This window comes from Streptomyces sp. NPDC033966 (assembly GCF_055575955.1).
The window spans coordinates 1-18,772 of the sequence record NZ_JBVIRQ010000006.1; the positions used below are offsets into that span (position 1 = coordinate 1).

Here is an 18,772-nt window from a genome sequence, read left to right on the forward strand (position 1 = left end):
CCGTGTCCAACGCCGTCATCCGCCGCATCGCCGCTTCGAAGAAGACCCTCGCCGGTACTGTCCTCGCTCTGGGTGTCGCGGGTTCCATGCTCGCCGCCGTCCCGGCGCAGGCCGCTCCGACGGGTGCCAAGGCGATCGCCCAGCAGATGATCAAGGACCCGGCCCAGTTCGCCGCCTTCGACAAGATCGTCACGCACGAGAGCGGCTGGGACTACACCGCGACGAACTCCTCCTCCGGCGCCTACGGCCTGGTCCAGGCGCTGCCCGCGTCGAAGATGTCCTCCGCGGGCTCGGACTGGAAGACCAACCCGGCCACCCAGATCAAGTGGGGCCTGGACTACATGAACGAGCGCTACGGCAGCCCGGTCGAGGCCTGGAACTTCTGGCAGGCCAACCACTGGTACTAAACCCACCAGCGGACGAGCAGACATGTGAAGGCCCCGGTGGCCGGCCTCCCCAGGTCCGGCCACCGGGGCCTTCCGCATCCCATCCCAGGGGGTTCAGCGGGCGCCCGGAGCGGTGGTCACAGGCGCTGGATGATCGTGCCGGTCGCCAGCGCGCCGCCCGCGCACATGGTGATCAGCGCGAATTCCTTGTCGCGCCGCTCCAGCTCGTGCAGCGCGGTGGTGATCAGCCGGGCGCCGGTGGCGCCGACGGGGTGGCCGAGGGCGATTCCCCCGCCGTTCACGTTGACCTTCTCCAGATCCTGGCCGAAGACCTGCGCCCAGCTGAGGACCACGGAGGCGAAGGCCTCGTTGATCTCGACGAGGTCGATGTCCTTGAGGGACATCCCCGCCTTGCCGAGTACGGCCCGGGTCGCGTCGATCGGGCCGTCCAGGTGGAAGTGGGGGTCGGAGCCCACCAGCGCCTGCGCGACGATCCGGGCGCGCGGCTTGAGCTTGAGCGCGCGGGCCATCTTGCGCGAGGCCCACATCACGGCGGCGGCACCGTCGGATATCTGGGAGGAGTTCCCGGCTGTGTGCACGGCCGTCGGCATGACCGGCTTGAGCCGGGCCAGGCCCTCCATGCTGGTGTCGCGCAGCCCCTCGTCCCGGTCGACCAGCCGCCACATGCCCTGCCCGCCGGCCTGCTCCTCCTCCGTCGTCGGGACCTGGACGGCGAAGGTCTCGCGCTTGAAGCGCTCCTCGGCCCAGGCGGTGGCCGCCCGCTCCTGCGAGAGCACGCCGAGCCGGTCGACGTCCTCGCGGGTCAGACCCCGGTGGCGGGCGATCCGCTCGGCGGCCTCGAACTGGTTGGGGAGGTCGACGTTCCACTCGTCCGGGAAGGGCTTGCCGGGCCCGTGCTTGGAGCCGGAGCCGAGGGGGACCCGGCTCATGGCCTCGACCCCGCAGGCGATGCCGATGTCGACGACCCCGCCGGAGATCATGTTGGCGACCATGTGGTTGGCCTGCTGGGAGCTGCCGCACTGGCAGTCGACGGTGGTCGCGGCGGTCTCGTAGGGGAGTCCCATGGCGAGCCAGGCGTTGCGGGCGGGGTTCATGGACTGCTCGCCGGCGTGGGTGACGGTGCCGCCGACGATCTGCTCGACGCAGTCGGGCTGGATTCCGGTACGGGCCAGCAGCTCGCGGTAGGTCTCGCCGAGCAGGTAGGCGGGATGGAGGTTGGCCAGGGCTCCCCCGCGTTTCCCGATGGGGGTGCGTACGGCTTCGACGATGACGGGTTCCGCGGCCATGAGCTCGTCCTCTCCTGCACACTCTGCACAGCGCCGGCGTGGCGGGCCGTCCGGCGACTGCCCCGCGCGAACTAGTACGCGTTCTACTTCTCCCCCGCAGTCTTATGACCTCGACGCCCGGCACGCAAGGGTCTTGCACGCGCCTTACACGGATTCCACACGCAACAGTTGGCGCGAGAGCCCTTGTGACTTCTAGAACTCGTTACTACCTTCAGGCCAACATCTGATGGGCCGTCAGACCCTCGTCAGACCTTGGAGTCGCCCGATGCCCTGTCCCGCGCTGCCCGAAGGCTTCGACGCCACCGACCCCGACATCCTCCAGGACCGCGTCCCCTTCCCGGAGTTCGCTCAGCTGCGGCAGACCGCGCCCGTGTGGTGGTGCCCGCAGCGGCGGGGCGTCACCGGGTTCGACGACGAGGGCTACTGGGCCGTCACCCGGCACGCGGACGTCAAGTACGTCTCCACGCACCCGGAGCTGTTCTCCTCCACCACCAACACCGCCATCATCCGCTTCAACGAGCACATCCAGCGCGAACAGATAGATGCCCAGCGCCTGATCATGCTGAACATGGACCCGCCGGAGCACACCCGCGTACGCCAGATCGTGCAGCGGGGCTTCACCCCGCGCGCCATCCGCAGCCTGGAGCGGGCACTGCGCGACCGGGCCCGGAAGATCGTCGAGGAGGCCCGGGCGGCCTCGGCGGACGGATCGTTCGACTTCGTCACGCAGGTCGCGTGCGAACTCCCGCTCCAGGCGATCGCCGAACTGATCGGCGTACCGCAGGAGGACCGCTCCCGGATCTTCGACTGGTCGAACAAGATGATCGCGTACGACGACCCGGAGTACGCGATCACCGAGGAGGTCGGCTCCAACGCCGCCGTGGAGCTCATCGGCTACGCGATGAACCTCGCCGCCGAGCGCAAGGAGTGCCCGGCCAAGGACATCGTCACGCAGCTGGTGGCGGCGGAGGGCGAGGGCAACCTGCGCTCCGACGAGTTCGGCCTCTTCGTCCTGCTGCTGGCGGTCGCGGGCAACGAGACCACCCGCAACGCCATCAGCCACGGCATGCACGCCTTCCTCACCCATCCCGAACAGTGGGAGCTCTACAAGGCGACCCGGCCGTCGACCGCCGCGGAGGAGATCGTGCGCTGGGCCACGCCCGTGGTGTCCTTCCAGCGCACCGCCACCCGGGACACCGAGCTGGGCGGCCAGAAGATCAAGGCCGGTGACCGGGTGGGTCTGTTCTACTCCTCGGCCAACCACGACCCCGAGGTCTTCGAGGACCCGGACGCCTTCGACATCACCCGCGACCCGAACCCGCACCTCGGCTTCGGCGGCGGCGGCCCGCACTTCTGCCTCGGCAAGTCCCTGGCGATCCTGGAGATCGACCTGATCTTCAACGCCCTGGCCGACGCCCTGCCCGACCTTCGCCCCGCCTCCGACGGCCCGCGGCGGCTCCGCGCGGCCTGGCTCAACGGCATCAAGGAGCTCCGGGTCAGCGCGGGCTGACGGGCCCACAAGGCTGCGGGCCGGTGCGAACCGGCCCGTGAACCAGGACGGCAGGGGCCGCACACCCACGCCCCGGCCCCTGCCGTCCGCCGGTGAGGTGATCGCCCGAGTGGCGGTATCCCGGGACCTGGCCGATCCTGACAGGACGCGACGATCCACCGGAGGGGCGCCGGGGACACCATGCCCCGGCGTTCCTTCGGCCAATCCGCGCCCCGCTCGGGCCGGACGCCCCTCCGTCGGGCGGGCCGCAGGATCGCGCAGGTCGTCGTCCCGTGGGCGCAGAGCTCGCCGTCGTGCGTGCCGACGCCACCGCGGCCCCGGCCCTGATCCGCCGGACAGGCCCTAGGGCCGTCCCGAGCGCGCGGGGGTGCGTACGGGATCCGCGGCGGTCCCTCGCTGGACGGGGAGGGGCGCCTTCAGCCCGCGCGGCCCGGACAGCGCGTGGACCAGCCCGAAGCCGGCGGCGACGACGGCCGCGCCGCCGACCGCGTCGAGGACCCAGTGGTTGGCGGTGGCGACGATCGCGCACACCGTGATCAGCGGGTGGAGGACGCCGAGCAGCTTCTGCCACCGGCGGGGCGCGAGGACCACGATCACGATCCCGCACCACAGGGACCAGCCGAAGTGCAGCGAGGGCATCGCCGCGTACTGGTTGGAGATCGCGGTCATCGCCCCGTAGGAGGGGTTGGCCAGGTCCTGGACCCCGTGCACGGTGTCGACGAAGCCGAGGCCGGGCATGAGGCGGGGCGGTGCGAGCGGGTACAGCCAGAAGCCCGCCAGTGCGAGGACGGTGGCCAGCCCGAGGGAAGCGCGCGCCCAGCGGTAGTCGGCGGGGCGGCGCCAGTACAGGACGGCGAGGAGGGCGAGCGGGACCACGAAGTGGAAGGAGGTGTAGTAGAAGTTGAAGAAGGCCTCCAGCCAGGGCGTGTTCACCACGGCCTGGTTGACGGCGTGTTCGATGTCGATGCCGAGCGCCCGCTCGAACCCGTGGATCTGGCTGCCGTTGCCCTCGGCGAGGGAGCGGCTGGCGGGGGCCGCGGCACGGATGTGCGAGTAGATCGAGTAGCCGACCCGTATCAGCAGCAGTTCCAGCAGGACGTTGGGGCGCGAGGTCACCCGCCGCCAGAACGGCAGCAGCGGGACCCGGGACCAGCGCGCGTCGGCGGGTCGCGCGTAGGCGGTGGGCACGGGCGCACGCCAGTACGGGGAGGAGCGCGGCAGGAACGGCACGGCGCAGGCCGCCGCGAGGGCCGCGAGGAGCAGCACGTTGTCGCGTACGGGGGCCAGCGCGGCCAGGTTGGGCAGCAGTACGGCGCTCGGCAGGCTGATGGCCAGCACGACGGCGACGGGCCATACCGGGCGGTCGGCGGCGCGCCTGCCCACCTTGCCGGCCACGGCGAGGAGCACCCACAGCAGCTGGTGGCGCCAGCCGACCGGGGACACGGCGACGGCGACGCAGCCGGTGACGGCGACGGCGAGCAGCAGCTGGCCGTCGCGGGCGTAGCGGACCGCGCGGCGCAGGCCGGTCCAGGCGACGGCGGCGGCGAGGGCGAGGGCGAGCGCGATCTCGCCGGGGCCGCTGAGGCCGAGGCGCAGGAGGGCGCCGTGCAGGGACTGGTTGGCGAGGGCGTCGGGGGCGCCGCCGAGGCCGGTGCCGGCGAGGTACTCGACCCAGTACGTCCACGAGTCGCGCGGCAGTGAGGCCCAGGACAGCGCGGTGGCGCCGGCGAAGGTCACGGCGGCGGCCCGGGCGGCCGGGCGGCGCCCGGTGAGCCACAGCAGCGGGGCGAAGAGCAGCAGCGCGGGCTGGAGGGCGGCGGCGAGGCCGGCGAGGAAGCCGGCGGGCCGCCCGCCGGGGACCCGGAACACGGCGAGGAGCACCAGCAGTACGGGCAGGACGGCGGCCTGCCCGGGGGAGGCGGCCTCGCGGACGGGGAGGGAGGCCATCATCAGCGCGACCAGCGCCGGCGCGGCGAGCAGTGCGGTGCGGCGGGGCACGGGGTCGGGGAGCGCCCGCGCGGCGACGAGGCCGACGCCGGCGACGAGGAGCAGCGTCACGCAGGTCCAGGCCACCTCCAGGGAGGGGGCGGTGAGCCCGGTCAGCGGCTTGAGGACGAGCCCGGCGAAGGGGGTTCCGGTGAACTGCCCGGCGCCGTAGAGCGATCCGGGCAGGCTGCCGGGGAGGTCGAGGCCGCTGAGCCACTCGCCGGGCGGCACGCGCAGCACCGCGGCGGCCTGTCTGGCGCCGAGGACCGCGGCGAGCGCCCACAGCAGGATCCGTACCGCCCCGAGCCTGCCGCCACCGCCTATGACCCCGGCATGCCCCCCGGCACCGCCGCGCTCCACCGCATCAGCCACGCCCCGCCGCCCTCCGCCCTGTCGACCGCCACTGTCGCTTCGCCTGGCTGCCGCGCGTCGTGCCCCGTTCCATTACCTGGACGACGATATCCCGGGCGGGATCCCTAGGATGGCGGGCATGAGCATCGTGAAGATCAACGCGCTGACCGTCCCCGACGAGCAGCGGGAGCTGCTGGAGCAGCGGTTCGCCTCGCGGGCGGGCGCCGTGGAGGGTTCGGACGGGTTCGAGTGGTTCGAGCTGCTGCGGCCGATCGAGGGTACGGACCAGTACCTCGTCTACACCCGGTGGCGGTCGGAGGAGGACTTCCAGGCGTGGATGGAGGGTCCGATGAAGGCGGCGCACCAGGGTGGCGGCGCGGGCGGGGCCGGCGGTGAGCGGCCGAAGCCGGCGGCTTCCGGGTCGCAGGTGTGGTCGTTCGAGGTCGTGCAGCAGGCGGCGCCGAAGAAGGCCTGAGGCCCATCGGGTGTGAGGCCCATCGGGTGTGAGGCCCGTCGGGTGTGAGCTGTGAGGTGTGCGGAGGGGCCCGGGGCGCGCGTCGGCCCGGGCCCCTCCGGTCTGTTCTCGTCCGGCTCGGGCCCCCTTCAGCCCCAGAAGGCGTCGTTCTCGTCGATGTCCTGGGTGCACTGGTCGATGTCGGTGATCTTGCCGCCGACGATGGTGAAGAAGAGCCCTTCGTGGATCTCGATGCCCCGGTCGCCGCGGTCGCCCTGGGCGACGTGCACGGACATCGCGTGGCCCCGGCCGTCCACCATGACGTTCTCCAGGCGGACCCGGAGGGTGCCGTTGGTCTCCTCCCCGAGGCGGCGGTAGAGATCGAGGACGGCTTCCCGGCCCTTGTGGTGCCCCGAGAGCGCGTTGTTGCCGGGCACGTGGTGGATGACGTCGGCCGTCATCAGCGTGCCCAGGGTCTCCATGTCGCCCTTGCCGAAGGCCTCGTAGCCGCGGCGGATCAGGGCACAGTCCGGATGCTCCGACATGACGGTTCACACCCTCCGTTTGTGCGATTTACGCCTTTCCTCATCATCGGCCCGCGCCTGTGGATATTCCACGCGGGGGCTCCGGCGGGCGCTGCACAATGACGCCATGGACAGGAAACCGATCATCAGGACAGGCTCCACCACCACCGGAAACACCAGGTGGGAGGTGGTGGCGGAGCCCTTCGCCACCCCGGACGCGACGGCGCTGCGCCGCGCCTACTACGCGGAGGTCGCCGGGCGGTACTGGGAGCGGTCCGTCACCGAGGCCGAGATCGACCAGGGGATGCTGGACTACCCGGCCGACGGGCTCGTACCGCCGACGGGTCAGTTCGTGGTCGGCCGGCTCGACGGCCGGCCGCTGGCGTGCGGCGGCATACGCCTGCTCGACCCGGCCACCGCCGAGCTCACCAGGGTGTACGTGGACCGGCGCGCCCGCGGCACCGGCGGCGGGGCGGCCCTGCTCACCGCTCTGGAGGAGGCCGCCCGCGGGCTTGGCGCCACCCGGATGCGCCTGGACACCCGTACGGACCTGGTGGAGGCCCGCGCCCTGTACACGCGCCACGGGTACCGGGAGATACCGGCGTACAACTCCGGTCCGTACGCCCAGCACTGGTTCGAGAAGGCCCTGGACCTCGCGGCTGCCTAGTGCTGCGGCCGGGAAGGTTTGCCGGGTCGCGGTGGACCTTTCCGGGCACGGCACTAGGTGGCGGAGTGGTCGCGGCGCGGCAGCGCGTCGTAGGGCTCCTCGGAATCGGATCCGCAGAGCTCCCGGTTGAGTTCCTCGACCAGTTTGATGAGGTCGGTGGGCCGGTCCGGGCCCCACCAGTCGCCGAGCAGCTCGGCCAGGGACTCCTGCCGCGCCTGCGCCAGCCTGCCCGCCACCTCCCGGCCCCGGTCGGTGAGGACGAGCGCGAGCCCGTCGCGGGTGGCGAGTCCGCGTTCCTCGGTCTGGCGCGCGGCATCCGTGACGATCTTGAGCGGGATGGCGGTGCGCTCCGCCAGCACGGCCGGCTCGACGGAGCCGTACTTGTTGATCCGCAGCACCAGCCAGCTGGCGGCGGGCAGCAGGTCGTAGCCGGCCTTCGCGGTGATCTTCTCGTAGACGTGGCGGCGGCCTTCGCGGGTGCCGAGCACGGACAGCGCGCGGGCCACCTCCTCGTGCGAGGAGCGGTGCACGGGGTTGGAGGCGAGGGTCTCCGTCACGTCGGGGGCGGTGACGGACGCGCGGAGCTTGTCCTCCTTCAGGAACCACGAGACGAGGAAGGCGAGCAGGACCACGGGCACCGCGTAGAGGAAGACGTCGGTGATGGCGGAGGAGTAGGCGTCCAGCACCCTGGGGCGCAGCTCGGGCGGGAGCGCGCCGATGGCCCGGGGGTCGGCCTCCAGCCGTGCGGGCGTCGCGGCGGGCGGCAGCGGGATTCCGGCGAGGGTGGCGGACAGTTTGTCGCCGAGCCGGTTGGTGAAGACCGTGCCGAAGATGGCGACGCCGAAGGACGCGCCGATGGAGCGGAAGAAGGTGGCTCCGGAGGTGGCGACCCCGAGGTCGGCGTAGCTGACGGCGTTCTGCACGACGAGGACGAGCACCTGCATGACCAGTCCGAGGCCGGCGCCGAAGACGAAGAAGTAGACGCTCGTCTCCCAGTCGGAGCTGGTGCGCTCCAGCTGGTGCAGGAGCAGGAGGCCGACGGCGGTGACGGCCGTACCGGCGATCGGGAAGACCTTCCAGCGGCCGGTGCGGCTGACGATCTGCCCCGAGGCGGTGGAGGCGATCAGCAGGCCGAGCACCATCGGCAGCATGTGGACGCCGGACATGGTCGGTGAGACGCCCCGCACGACCTGGAGGAAGGTCGGCAGGTAGACCATCGCGCCGAACATCGCGAAGCCGATGACGAAGCTGATCACCGAGCAGAGGGTGAAGGTGCGGATCCGGAACAGTCCCAGCGGCAGGACGGGCTCGGCGGCCCGTCGCTCGACGAGGAGGAAGGCGACGAGGAGGACGGCGCCCAGGACCGCCAGCCCGATGATCCGGGCCGAGCCCCATCCCCAGGTGCCGCCGAGGGAGGCGACGAGCACGAGGCAGGTGGCGACGGAGGCGATGAGGAAGGTGCCGAGGTAGTCGATGGTGTGCCGGGAGGAGCGGGCCGGGATGTGCAGGGCGGCGGCGATCACGACGAGCGCGACGAGTCCGATGGGGAGGTTGATGTAGAAGACCCAGCGCCAGGAGAGGTGGTCCACGAAGAGGCCGCCCAGCAGGGGCCCGAGCACGCTGGTCGCGCCGAAGACCGCGCCGAAGAGTCCCTGGTACTTGCCGCGCTCGCGGGGCGGGACGATGTCGCCGACGATCGCCATCGACAGCACCATCAGTCCGCCGCCGCCGAGGCCCTGCAGGGCTCGGTATCCGATGAGCTGGGGCATGTTCTGGGCGAGGCCGCAGAGGGCGGATCCGATGAGGAAGATGACGATGGCGGCCTGGAAGAGCTTCTTGCGCCCGTACTGGTCGCCGAGCTTGCCCCACAGGGGTGTGGCGGCGGTGGAGGCCAGCATGTAGGCGGTGACCACCCAGGACAGGTGCTCCATGCCGCCGAGGTCACTGACGATCGTGGGGAGCGCGGTGGAGACGATGGTCTGGTCGAGTGCGGAGATCAGCAGGCCCAGCAGCAGGGCCCCGATCGAGACGAGCACCTCGCGTGAGGCGTGCTCGGCGGTGGGCTTCGGGTTTACGGCCGACGCGGTCACATCCTGAGCCATCGGCTCCTCCTCAGGCCGGATCAACATCTCCATCCTGAGCGGTGTGTCCGGTTATGGCCTCTCGGAAGGGTTGGGTGGGGCCAGAGGGGTCTGCATAATCGCTGGCAGTGTCCAGGGAGGGGTGCCAGTGAACGCAGAGCGCTGTCCGGAATGCGGCGCCGTGGGCGTCGGCTGCGAATGTGCGCGGGGGGTGGGGTTCAACCCGCTGCGCATTCGCCCGTACGTGTCCATGCCGGAAGCGGATCAGGGCCCGCCGCCGCCCCAGCCGGTCCTGGGGGCCATGGCCCCACCGGGCTCGGACCCCACCGCGCCTTTCCCCACCCTCCCCCCGCCCTCCGCTCCGGCGGCCCCGGCGGAACCCCCGTCGGCGGCCCCGGCACCGCCGACAGGAGCCTTGGCGCCCGCGGCCGAGGGCCCGACTCCCCCGGCTGAGACCTGGGCGGCCCAGCCGGGCGTCCCGACACCCCAGCCGACACCCCAGCCGGCCGCTCCGACGGCCCCGGGCGAACCGCTCGCGGCTCCGCCCGTGGTGGCTGGCACCGGGCCGGGGTCCGTGCAGCCGGGGCTGCCCGCGCCCGACGGCGCCCTGACGCCCCCGCCCGGGGGCCCGGTGCACCCGGCCGGGGCGTTCACGACGCAGCCGGGTGACTTCGGTGGACCGGCCGACGGTCCGACGGCTCGGCCGGGGGCCGCCGACGCCGCAGCCGGCGGCTTCGCGGGCGGCGGGTTCGCGGGCGGCGGCTTCGCGGGCGGGCCCGGGGATCCCACGCCGGGGACCCCGGTTCCGGATCCGGCCGCCGGGGCTCCGTGGCCCGCTTCCGGTGCGCCGGGGGGCGGTCCGCAGAGCCCGGACGCGGCAGCGCAGGGGCCCGGCGTCGGGGGCGACGAGGCCCCGACCGCCATGCTCGCGCCCGTCCCGGCCGGACCGCCGGCGGACCCGGACACGCCGGCGTTCGGGATACCCGTAGCCGCGCCCGTATCCGTACCGCCTGGACCCGTACCGCCGGCGGAGCAGACGGTTCAGCTGCGGGCCGTCCCCCTGCAGCGGTCTGGCGGCCGCCGCGCCGAGCAGCCGCGCTCCCGGCGGGTGCCGCTGCTGGCCGCGGCGGGTGCGGCGGTGGCCGTCGGCGCGGTGGCACTGGCCCTGGTGGTGTTCACGGGGTCCGACGAACACGACGCCGCGCTCGTGGACCCCAAGCCGTCGTCGCCCGTCACCGAGTCGGCCCCGGCCGGCCCGTCCGAGGCGCCTCCCAGCCCGACGGCGAGTTCCTCCGCGCCGGCCTCGCCCTCCCCCTCGGCGAGCGTCTCCCGCTCCGCGTCCGCCTCCCCGAGCGCGTCCCGCTCGGCGTCCCCCTCCCCCTCCGCGCCGACGGGGACGACCCGCGCTCCGAGCCCCACCTCCCCCGCGAAGCCCGTGAAGCCGGTGACGCTGCGTCCCGGTGACTCGGGGCCCGAGGTGGAGAAGCTCCAGCGGCTGCTGTCGGAGCGCGGAATGTACGGGGGCAGGTTCGACGGCCGGTACGGCCGCGGCGTGGAGCGGGCGGTGGCGGGCTTCCAGATGGAGTACGAGGTGTACGACGACGAGTTCGGCGTCTACGGCCCGGCGACCCGCCGCGCTCTGGAGGGATAAGTCACTCGGCCGTCGGTGGCGCGCACCCCGCCCGGTTTTGTATCGTGAAGAAACAAAGTGGTTCCGTCCGCAATCCCTGACCGGTGGACGGAACCGCTTGTTCTCTTTAACCGCCCGTCTGGAGCCCCGCCGATGCCGGCCAGCACCACCACGACCACCGCCCCCGCCGTCCTCACCGCCAGGGCGCTGCTCCTGGACATGGACGGAACCATCGTCAACTCCGACGCGGTGGTCGAGCGCTGCTGGCGCGAGTGGGCGCTGTCGCACGGGCTGGACCCGCAGGAGGCCCTGAAGGTGGTCCACGGCCGCCAGGGCTACGCCACGATGGCGATCCTGCTGCCCGAGCGCCCGATGGAGCTCAATCACGCCGAGAACGCGGTGATGCTGGCCCGCGAGACCGCCGACACCGACGGCGTGGTGCCCGTCGCGGGTGCCCCCGAGTTCATGGCGTCGATCGCGGGCCTGCCCCACGCCCTGGTCACCTCGGCCGACGCCGCCCTGGCCGAGGCCCGGATGACGGCCGCCGCGCTCCCGATGCCGCACGTGCGGATCACCGCCGAGTCCGTGGGGGCCAGCAAGCCCGACCCCGAGGGGTTCCTCAAGGGCGCCGCCGAGCTGGGCGTGGACCCGGCCGACTGCGTGGTCTTCGAGGACTCCGGGGCCGGTGTCGCGGCGGGCCTGGCGGCCGGCATGCGCGTGATCGGCATAGGCCCCCGCGCCGCTGCCCACGGCCCGACGGCCCACGTGCCCGACCTGACCTCGGTCCGCGTCGAGCCCGCCGCCGACGGCACCCTCCGCCTCACCCTCGCGCCGCTCGGCTGATCCCGCGCCGGGCGCTCCCGCCGCACGTCCGGCGTGGGCGGCGGGCCCGGGCCGTCACCGCCGGCAGCGGCCCCGGGCGGGGATCGGGGCGTAGACCGAAACGCCGCCGCCCGACCGGCGGGGCGGGGGTGGGGCTCCCACCCCCTCAGAACCCGGCCCCTCCGGATCCGCGCGCCGCTGGGGGCACGCGGCCCCCGGCCCGGATCAGCCCGCGATCGCCTCGTACAGCGAGAACGCGGCCAGCGCGGCCATGACGGCCGCCGCGATCTTGGTGATGAGCCGCAGCGGTACGTACTTCATGAGCGTGCGCCCGCCCAGGATGCCGATGCCGGCGACCGCCCAGAGCGCCAGCACCGCGCCGAGGCCGACGGAGAGCGGGTTGTCGTACCGGGCCGCGAGGTTCGCCGTCATGATCTGGGTCAGATCGCCGAACTCGGCCACGAGGATCAGCATGAAGCCGGCCCCCGAGACCTTCCAGAAGGACTGGTCGGCGGGCGGCTTGACCTCCTCGTCCTCGTCGTTCTTCTTCAGGAGCAGCATGGCCGCGCCCGCGAGGAAGAGGAGGCCGACGACGGCTTGGACGAGCCGGTGCGGGAGGAGCGTGAGCACGCTGCCCGCGGCGATGGCGAGCGCGACGTGCACGGCGAAGGCGGCGGCGACGCCGGCGAAGACGTAGGAGGCGCGGTAGCGGGTGCCGAGCATCAGGCCGGCGAGGGCCGTCTTGTCGGGGAGTTCGGCGAGGAAGACGACGCCGAAGGCGATCGCGAGGACGCTGAAGCTGAACACGGGGTGGAACCTCGATCGGTCGGTCGGGCAGGACGCCGTCGGACCGAGAGACCTGGGGTGTTTCAGGGGTCGCTTCGGCTCAGCGGCGCCCTGGGAGGCGTGAACACGTCACGCGCCACGCATCAGCATGCGTCGCACGCGCCGCGCCACATGGACAGGGCACTGCGGCCGAAGGTCTCGCTGGCCTACCGCTGACGCGGTCTGCCTCCGGGCGCCGGCTGGGTGACCCAGCAGTATGTCGACGGTCCGGCGAAGAGCTACTCCCCTTCTGCTCCGTCCAGGGTACGCGACGGCACCGACAGGGCGAAGACGCCCGTTATGTGAGCTTGGCCCCACTCGACCCCCTCCCCGGCTGCCGGAATCTCAACTTCCCCTTGAATGCGGGGGATTGATTGCCTTGATGTGACGTGCCCATGTCGGCAATCTGTCACCTGGTGCCCGTCCCAGCGACACCTGGCGCCGCCACCATGGCCGCGCCCCACCGGGGTTCGCACGGCCACCACCCCCGCACCAGGGAGCCCTCCATGGCCCTCATATCCACCCGCACGCCCTCCGTCTACGCGCGTCGCATCGGCCGCGCGGGCATGCTCGCGTCCGCCGTCGCCCTCGCCTCCCTCACCTCGCTGGTGAACGCCCCGGCCGCCCTGGCCGCCCCGCCCACCCCCATCACCGCCGCCGAGGCCCGCTCCTACCTGGCCACGGTCACCCCCGCCGCCGAGGGCTCCCTCACCGGCTACAGCCGCTCGCAGTTCCCGCACTGGAGCACGGTCTCCGGAACCTGCAACACCCGCGAGACGGTCCTCAAGCGCGACGGCGTGAACGTCGTGACCGACTCCTCCTGCGCCTCCGTCAGCGGCAGCTGGTACTCGGAGTACGACGGGGCCACCTGGACCGCCGCTTCCGACATCGACATCGACCACATGGTCCCGCTCGCCGAGGCCTGGCGCTCGGGCGCCAACTCCTGGACCACCACCAGGCGCCAGCAGTTCGCCAACGACCTGACGCGGCCCCAGCTCATCGCGGTCACGGACAACGTCAACCAGGCCAAGGGCGACCTCGACCCCGGCAAGTGGCTGCCGCCGCGCACCGAGTACCGCTGCACGTACGCCCGCATGTGGGTCCAGGTGAAGCAGTACTGGGGCCTGCGCATGGACTCCGGGGAGAAGACCGCCCTGGTGAACATCCTCAACGGCTGCTGACCCGAGCCCCCTCCGGCCCTCCACACCCTTCCCGGGGAAGCGGACGGGGAAGCGGACGGGGAAGCGATCGGGGTTTTCGCCCTCGGGGTTTTCACCCTGCCAATCCCCCGCGAGGGGGAGGCCTGCCCCCGCCCCGCCCCGTACCGTGATCGAAAGGGCTTCCGAGGAGGGGGAATTGGATGGCCGGGCTGCGACTGGGACCACTGCTGCGCCACGTCGACTGGGACACGGGCGACTCCGCCACGATATGGGTCGAGGCGGACCGCCCGTGCACCGCCGAGGTGCGGTGCGCCGACGGCTCGGGCGGCAGCGTCCGCACCTTCCAGATAGCCGGCCACCACTACGCGCTGGTGCCGGTCACCGGCCTGACCCCGGGCACGGCCACGGCGTACGAGGTACTGCTCGACGGGGTCCTGGTCTGGCCGGAGACCGGCGGCGGCTTCCCGCCGAGCACGATCAGCACACCCGCCGTCGGAGGCCGCCCCGGGCGGTCCGCGCCCGGGCTGCGCGTCACCTTCGGCTCCTGCCGGCAGGCGGCACCGCCCGCCGGCCGGCGCGGACCGCACGGGGCCGACGCCCTCGACACCCTCGCGGCGCGGCTGGCCCACGACCCCGAGGAGGTCCGGCCGGACGTCCTGCTGCTGCTCGGCGACCAGGTCTACGCGGACCACCTCTCGCGGGAGACCCGCCAGTGGCTCGCCGCCCGCCGCGACCTGCGGGAGGCGCCGGGCGCGCAGGTCGCGGACTACGAGGAGTACACCCGGCTGTACTACGAGTCCTGGCTCGACCCCGAGATCCGCTGGCTGCTGTCGACCGTCCCCAGCCTGCACGTATTCGACGACCACGACGTCATCGACGACTGGAACACCAGCGCGGCCTGGCTGGCGGAGATGCGGGCGACCGCATGGTGGCCGGAGCGGGTGCTCAGCGGGCTGATGTCGTACTGGGTGTACCAGCACCTGGGCAACCTCTCCCCCGCCGAGCTCGCGGCGGACGCGCTCTACGCCGCCGTACGGGCCACCCCGGACGGCACCGACGCGCTGCGCGCCTTCGCTGCCGAGGCGGACGCCGACCCGGCTTCGGCACGCTGGAGTTACCGGCGGGACTTCGGCCGGTCGCGGCTGCTGATGGTGGACACCCGGGCCGCCCGGGTCCTCGCCGAGGACGGCCGGGCCATGCTCGACCCGGCGGAACAGCTCTGGCTCCGGGAGAACGCGCTGGACGGCCACGGGGATTACGACCACCTGCTGATCGGCTCCTCGCTGCCGTGGCTGATGCCGCCGCTGATCCATGACGCTGAGGTGTGGAACGCCGCGCTCTGCCGGGGCGAGCGCGGGCCGCGGTGGGCGCGGATCGGGGAGGACCTGCGGCGGCGCAGCGATCTGGAGCACTGGGCGGCGTTCCCGGCGTCCTTCGCCGCGCTGAGCGACCTGATCGAGGAGGTGGGCACGGGCCCGAAGGCTCCGGCGACGGTCTGCGTCCTGTCCGGGGACGTCCACCACGCGTACGTGGCCGAGCCGCGAATACCCAGCACCGCCCGGGTGTTCCAGCTGACCTGCTCACCCGTGCACAACTCCATCCACACGGCGGTGAAGTGGGGGTTCCGGCTGGGCTGGTCGCGGCTGGGCCGGTGGCTGGGGCGCGGCTTCTCCCGGCACGGCCGGACGGGCCGGCCGCCGGTGAGCTGGCGGCGTACGGGTGGCCCGTGGTTCGGCAACCAGCTGATGACGCTGGCGCTGGCGGGCCGGAGTGCCCGGCTGCGGCTGGACCAGGCCCGTTCGGGCCGCCCGGGGGCCCGGCTGGTGACGGTGCTGGACCGGGAACTCACCGCCGCGGAGTAGGGCGGGCCGCCTCCGGACCGACTGCGGGCGTACGCTGTATGGCTGTCAGCCGCCCCTGCCGCTCCCCGCGAACATGCGGCGCTTCGGACTGGGGAGTCCCGCTTTGCTTGAGAGTCTGGGGTCGTTGACCGCGAGCCCCTGGATCTACGCCGCGGTCGCGGTGTCGGTGGTGCTCGACGTGTTCCTGCCGGTGCTGCCGAGCGGGGTGCTGGTGATCAGCGCCGCCGCGGCCGCTGCCGCGGCGGCGGCCACGGGCTCGCCGGCGCAGGCCCCGGACATCAGGCTGCTGCTGGTGATCGCCGCCACGGCCTCGGTGCTGGGTGACATGGCGGCATACCGGCTGGCCCGGCGCGGCGGGGCCCGGCTGGACCGTACCGTCGCCCGTTCACGCCGGCTGACCCGGGCACAGGAACGCCTGGGCACCGCCCTGGTGAGGGGCGGCGGCGCGCTGGTGGTCATCGCCCGCTTCGCCCCGGCCGGCCGCTCGGTGGTCTCCCTGGGGGCGGGCCGGACCGGGCGGAAGGTGACGGAGTTCCTGCCCTGGTCGGTACTGGCGGGCATGAGCTGGGCGAGCTACAGCGTGTCGCTGGGCTACTTCGGCACCCAGTGGCTGGGTACGGCCTGGCTCGGTACCTCGGTCTCCACGGTCGCCCTCTTCGCCGCGGGCTCCCTGGCCGCCTACCTCGTCCGCCGCCCCTCCGCGGGCCCGGCGCCCGCGTAACGCCGCCCGCGGCCACCTGCCGACGGGGCCGGACGGAACCGGGGCACGCCCACACCCACCGCTCCCTCCCCTCCCCCGGAGGGAGCAGGCCGGTCACCCGTTCACCCGGCAGCGATCGCCGCCACGCCCCGGGGCTTCTAGCGTCCGGAGAACGGCACGGCCGAACCGCGTCACGCCCCAGCCCTGGCCGCGCCGTTTCGACGAGCCCGAGGAGTTCCCTCCATGCCCCCCACGCGAACGCGCAACCGGCGCCGCCTGACCGGGATCGCGGCCGCGGCACTCGTCGCCGCGACCGTCACACCCGCCACGCTCGCCTCCGCCGCCCCCTCCGCCACCGTCTCCCCGGGCACCGTCGCTCCCGGCAGCCGCGTCACCCTCAACGTCGACGGCTGCGACGGCTCGAGCGCCAGGGCCTCCTCCCGCGCCTTCGGCGACGTCGGCCTCTCACCCGCCAGCCGGAGCGTGAACAGCTTCTCCGGCACGGCCATCGTCTACCGCGACGCCTCCGCCGGCTCCTACCCCGTCACCTTCGAGTGCGGCGGAAGCGGGGGCCGCCGTGTCACGGTCACCCTCCAGGTCAGCCCCGGTGCCGCCCGTGGCGGCCTCGGCGGCAGCGTCGAGTCCATGAGCCCGGGCCAGATCGCCCTGGGCGGCACCCTCGCGGCCGGCGCGCTCGGCACCGGCATCTGGCTGCTGCGCCGCCGCTGGGCCCACACCGGCTGACGGCCGACCGGTCAGACCGTCGCGGCGGCCGTCCGCCCCCGGACCTGCACGCCGTCGAGCAGAGCGGCGGTCGCCTCCGCGACGGCGTCCACGGCCGCGTCGAACACCTCCTGGTTGTGCGCGGCCGGAGCGCGGAAGCCGGACACCTTGCGCACGTACTGGAGCGCGGCCGCGCGGATCTCCTCCTCGGTGGCCTTCTCGGGGATGGCGGGCGGGCGCAGGGTCTTAATGGAGCGGCACATACCTCCACTATGGCGCGGCCGGCGGCAGCCCGGCCCCGGAAAGCTTCATGATGAGCCCGGCCTGGAGCCTTCCGCGCAGCTCCGGGTCGGTGACCTCCTCCAGGAGCCCCATCGCCTGCTGGATGGTCTCCGCGGCCCGCCGGTCCTCGCGCAGGGCGGCGGTCTGGGCGGCCATGTGCCGCAGGGCGAGGTCGGCGCGCCGGTGGAACAACTGCCCGACGAGGGTGACGACCAGGCCGACGGAGCTGGTGACGACCCCGAGGTACGCGTCCCCTGCGCTCTCGGCCTTCCACACCGCGAGCCCGACCCCGAAGAGCAGCACGGCCGCGCCGACCCCGGAGAACAGCTGGCTGGTCGCGAAGCTGCTGCGCGCCTGCGTCAGCCCGTAGGCGTAGTACTCGACGAGGATCGGGGTGAAGTCGTCATGCCGGTCCCCCAGCTCGGCCGACGCCCCCCGGTGCGCCCCGGCATCGACCAGCCGCGGCTCCCCCGCCCCCGCCCCCGCCTCCCGCGACCCGCCGCCCAGCGCCGCGAGCAGCCGCTTCCGCTCGGCGTCCCGCTCCCGCTCGAACCGGACCCGGCCCATCACCCCGGCCCCGAGCAGCCCGAGCCCGGCCACTCCGAGCCCCACGACCCACACCCACTCCACTGCGCCTGCCACACCTTCCAGTTCCCCGCCCCACCGCGCGGGAAACCGACCCGGAACCTAGACTGGCGAACGCCCGATTCATCCGGCATGAGGTACCCCCTAGGGAGCCACACATGGCCAAGCGAGGAAACAAGAAGCGCGCCCGCAAGAAGAAGAAGGCCAACCACGGCAAGCGCCCCAACGCCTGAGCCGCACACCCCCGGACACACGGAAGGCCCCCAACCATGATCGGTTGGGGGCCTTCGTGCTGGTGGGCGTGGACGGTTTCGAACCGCCGACATCTGCTTTGTAAGCTCGCCCAGAGGCAACCCGTCACAGCCTGAGCCCAGGCTTCAGAGCCTCTCCCCGGCTGCTCGCGAGTGCCACGGTCCGCCCACGTTGATGTCAGCTACGGATGTCAGCGGGCGGTCACCACCAAGACCACTTCTTCTTCCGAAGCGCCTGCTTCTTCGCCTTGGCTTCCGCCGCCTCGCGGTCCACCACCCCACGGGGCGTCCACTTGCCCTGATGCTGGTAGCACTGACCGCTGCCTACGATGGCCGGCCTCGCGCACCGGCCACCGCCCTTCTTCGCAGCTCCACACTTCGGCTGGGTCACTCCCTCGCGCCTCCTTCCCCTGGCCACACGGACGATGGCAGCGTCTCGCTGGCTATACAGGCTGGGAAGGCGCACACGGGAGCACAGCAGGGCACACGGCTCCGGAGGCCCCGTGCGTCTCGCACGTTCTGCAGGTCAAGGTCTCGGATGGTGTCGGTCCTGGCACGCCGGTCCGCAAATCGGCCGGGAGCCCCAGCCTCCCCCTCTCCAGCTGCCGGCCATACGTGACGACGGTTCACCAGATGGGCTACCAAGGCTCGCCTCGCGCCCCCTAT

At 73.0% G+C, this 18,772-nt stretch carries 18 protein-coding genes; 11 read left to right on the forward strand and 7 right to left on the reverse strand.

What is annotated here, in order from left to right; genetic code table 11:
• Positions 1-2 precede the first annotated feature (2 nt).
• Positions 3-407, forward strand: a complete 405-nt coding sequence (locus ACZ518_RS18155; protein ID WP_469114024.1) for an aggregation-promoting factor C-terminal-like domain-containing protein — start codon at positions 3-5, stop codon at positions 405-407.
• A 116-nt stretch (positions 408-523) separates the two neighbouring features.
• Here ACZ518_RS18155 and ACZ518_RS18160 read toward each other — a convergent pair whose 3' ends face one another.
• Complete coding sequence (locus tag ACZ518_RS18160; RefSeq protein ID WP_469114025.1) at positions 524-1,693, reverse strand: steroid 3-ketoacyl-CoA thiolase; 1,170 nt, start codon at positions 1,691-1,693, stop codon at positions 524-526.
• Positions 1,694-1,958: 265 nt separating this feature from the next.
• Between ACZ518_RS18160 and ACZ518_RS18165 the strand changes: the two genes are divergently transcribed.
• Positions 1,959-3,203, forward strand: coding sequence for a cytochrome P450 (locus ACZ518_RS18165; RefSeq protein ID WP_469114026.1), 1,245 nt, complete (start codon positions 1,959-1,961; stop codon positions 3,201-3,203).
• A 342-nt stretch (positions 3,204-3,545) separates the two neighbouring features.
• Here ACZ518_RS18165 and ACZ518_RS18170 read toward each other — a convergent pair whose 3' ends face one another.
• Positions 3,546-5,561, reverse strand: coding sequence for a bifunctional glycosyltransferase 87/phosphatase PAP2 family protein (locus ACZ518_RS18170; RefSeq protein ID WP_469114027.1), 2,016 nt, complete (start codon positions 5,559-5,561; stop codon positions 3,546-3,548).
• A 118-nt stretch (positions 5,562-5,679) separates the two neighbouring features.
• Here ACZ518_RS18170 and ACZ518_RS18175 point away from each other — a divergent pair, with 118 nt between their 5' ends.
• On the forward strand, positions 5,680-6,015 hold the full coding sequence (locus ACZ518_RS18175) for an antibiotic biosynthesis monooxygenase family protein (protein WP_388936087.1): 336 nt from the start codon (positions 5,680-5,682) through the stop codon (positions 6,013-6,015).
• Between the two features lie 128 nt (positions 6,016-6,143).
• On the opposite strand, the gene ACZ518_RS18180 is transcribed toward ACZ518_RS18175, so the two are convergent.
• A complete protein-coding gene (locus ACZ518_RS18180; protein WP_469114028.1) occupies positions 6,144-6,539 on the reverse strand; it encodes a nuclear transport factor 2 family protein in 396 nt (131 codons plus the stop codon).
• Positions 6,540-6,645: 106 nt separating this feature from the next.
• Here ACZ518_RS18180 and ACZ518_RS18185 point away from each other — a divergent pair, with 106 nt between their 5' ends.
• Positions 6,646-7,185, forward strand: coding sequence for a GNAT family N-acetyltransferase (locus ACZ518_RS18185; protein ID WP_469114029.1), 540 nt, complete (start codon positions 6,646-6,648; stop codon positions 7,183-7,185).
• Between the two features lie 53 nt (positions 7,186-7,238).
• Here ACZ518_RS18185 and ACZ518_RS18190 read toward each other — a convergent pair whose 3' ends face one another.
• A complete protein-coding gene (locus tag ACZ518_RS18190) occupies positions 7,239-9,314 on the reverse strand; it encodes a DHA2 family efflux MFS transporter permease subunit (RefSeq protein ID WP_469114436.1) in 2,076 nt (691 codons plus the stop codon).
• A 499-nt stretch (positions 9,315-9,813) separates the two neighbouring features.
• Here ACZ518_RS18190 and ACZ518_RS18195 point away from each other — a divergent pair, with 499 nt between their 5' ends.
• A complete protein-coding gene (locus tag ACZ518_RS18195) occupies positions 9,814-10,917 on the forward strand; it encodes a peptidoglycan-binding domain-containing protein (RefSeq protein WP_469114030.1) in 1,104 nt (367 codons plus the stop codon).
• Between the two features lie 132 nt (positions 10,918-11,049).
• Positions 11,050-11,739 carry an HAD-IA family hydrolase gene (locus ACZ518_RS18200; RefSeq protein WP_469114031.1) on the forward strand — a complete coding sequence of 230 codons (690 nt, stop codon included), beginning with the start codon at positions 11,050-11,052 and terminating at the stop codon, positions 11,737-11,739.
• A gap of 204 nt (positions 11,740-11,943) precedes the next feature.
• On the opposite strand, the gene ACZ518_RS18205 is transcribed toward ACZ518_RS18200, so the two are convergent.
• Positions 11,944-12,525, reverse strand: a complete 582-nt coding sequence (locus ACZ518_RS18205; RefSeq protein ID WP_469114032.1) for a TMEM165/GDT1 family protein — start codon at positions 12,523-12,525, stop codon at positions 11,944-11,946.
• A gap of 524 nt (positions 12,526-13,049) precedes the next feature.
• On the opposite strand from ACZ518_RS18205, the gene ACZ518_RS18210 reads away from it, so the two are divergent.
• The 4 genes from ACZ518_RS18210 to ACZ518_RS18225 all read left to right on the forward strand — a co-directional run bounded on the left by ACZ518_RS18210 (position 13,050) and on the right by ACZ518_RS18225 (position 17,009).
• Positions 13,050-13,724 (forward strand): HNH endonuclease family protein, encoded by a 675-nt coding sequence (locus tag ACZ518_RS18210; protein WP_469114033.1) that lies wholly within the window; start codon positions 13,050-13,052, stop codon positions 13,722-13,724.
• Between the two features lie 179 nt (positions 13,725-13,903).
• The gene (locus ACZ518_RS18215) at positions 13,904-15,565 is read left to right on the forward strand and encodes an alkaline phosphatase D family protein (protein WP_469114034.1); all 1,662 of its coding nucleotides are present in this window, start codon (positions 13,904-13,906) and stop codon (positions 15,563-15,565) included.
• A gap of 103 nt (positions 15,566-15,668) precedes the next feature.
• A complete protein-coding gene (locus tag ACZ518_RS18220; RefSeq protein WP_469114035.1) occupies positions 15,669-16,286 on the forward strand; it encodes a DedA family protein in 618 nt (205 codons plus the stop codon).
• 222 nt (positions 16,287-16,508) lie between these two features.
• Positions 16,509-17,009: a hypothetical protein gene (locus ACZ518_RS18225; RefSeq protein WP_469114036.1), complete on the forward strand. Its 501-nt coding sequence runs from the start codon at positions 16,509-16,511 to the stop codon at positions 17,007-17,009.
• 11 nt (positions 17,010-17,020) lie between these two features.
• Here ACZ518_RS18225 and ACZ518_RS18230 read toward each other — a convergent pair whose 3' ends face one another.
• Entirely contained in the window at positions 17,021-17,251 is a 231-nt protein-coding gene (locus ACZ518_RS18230; protein ID WP_469114037.1) for a DUF2277 domain-containing protein, read from the reverse strand.
• A 7-nt stretch (positions 17,252-17,258) separates the two neighbouring features.
• Positions 17,259-17,912 (reverse strand): TRADD-N-associated membrane domain-containing protein, encoded by a 654-nt coding sequence (locus ACZ518_RS18235; protein WP_469114038.1) that lies wholly within the window; start codon positions 17,910-17,912, stop codon positions 17,259-17,261.
• Between the two features lie 101 nt (positions 17,913-18,013).
• On the opposite strand from ACZ518_RS18235, the gene ACZ518_RS18240 reads away from it, so the two are divergent.
• Positions 18,014-18,088 carry a 50S ribosomal protein bL37 gene (locus tag ACZ518_RS18240; protein ID WP_099895366.1) on the forward strand — a complete coding sequence of 25 codons (75 nt, stop codon included), beginning with the start codon at positions 18,014-18,016 and terminating at the stop codon, positions 18,086-18,088.
• Positions 18,089-18,772 lie beyond the last annotated feature (684 nt).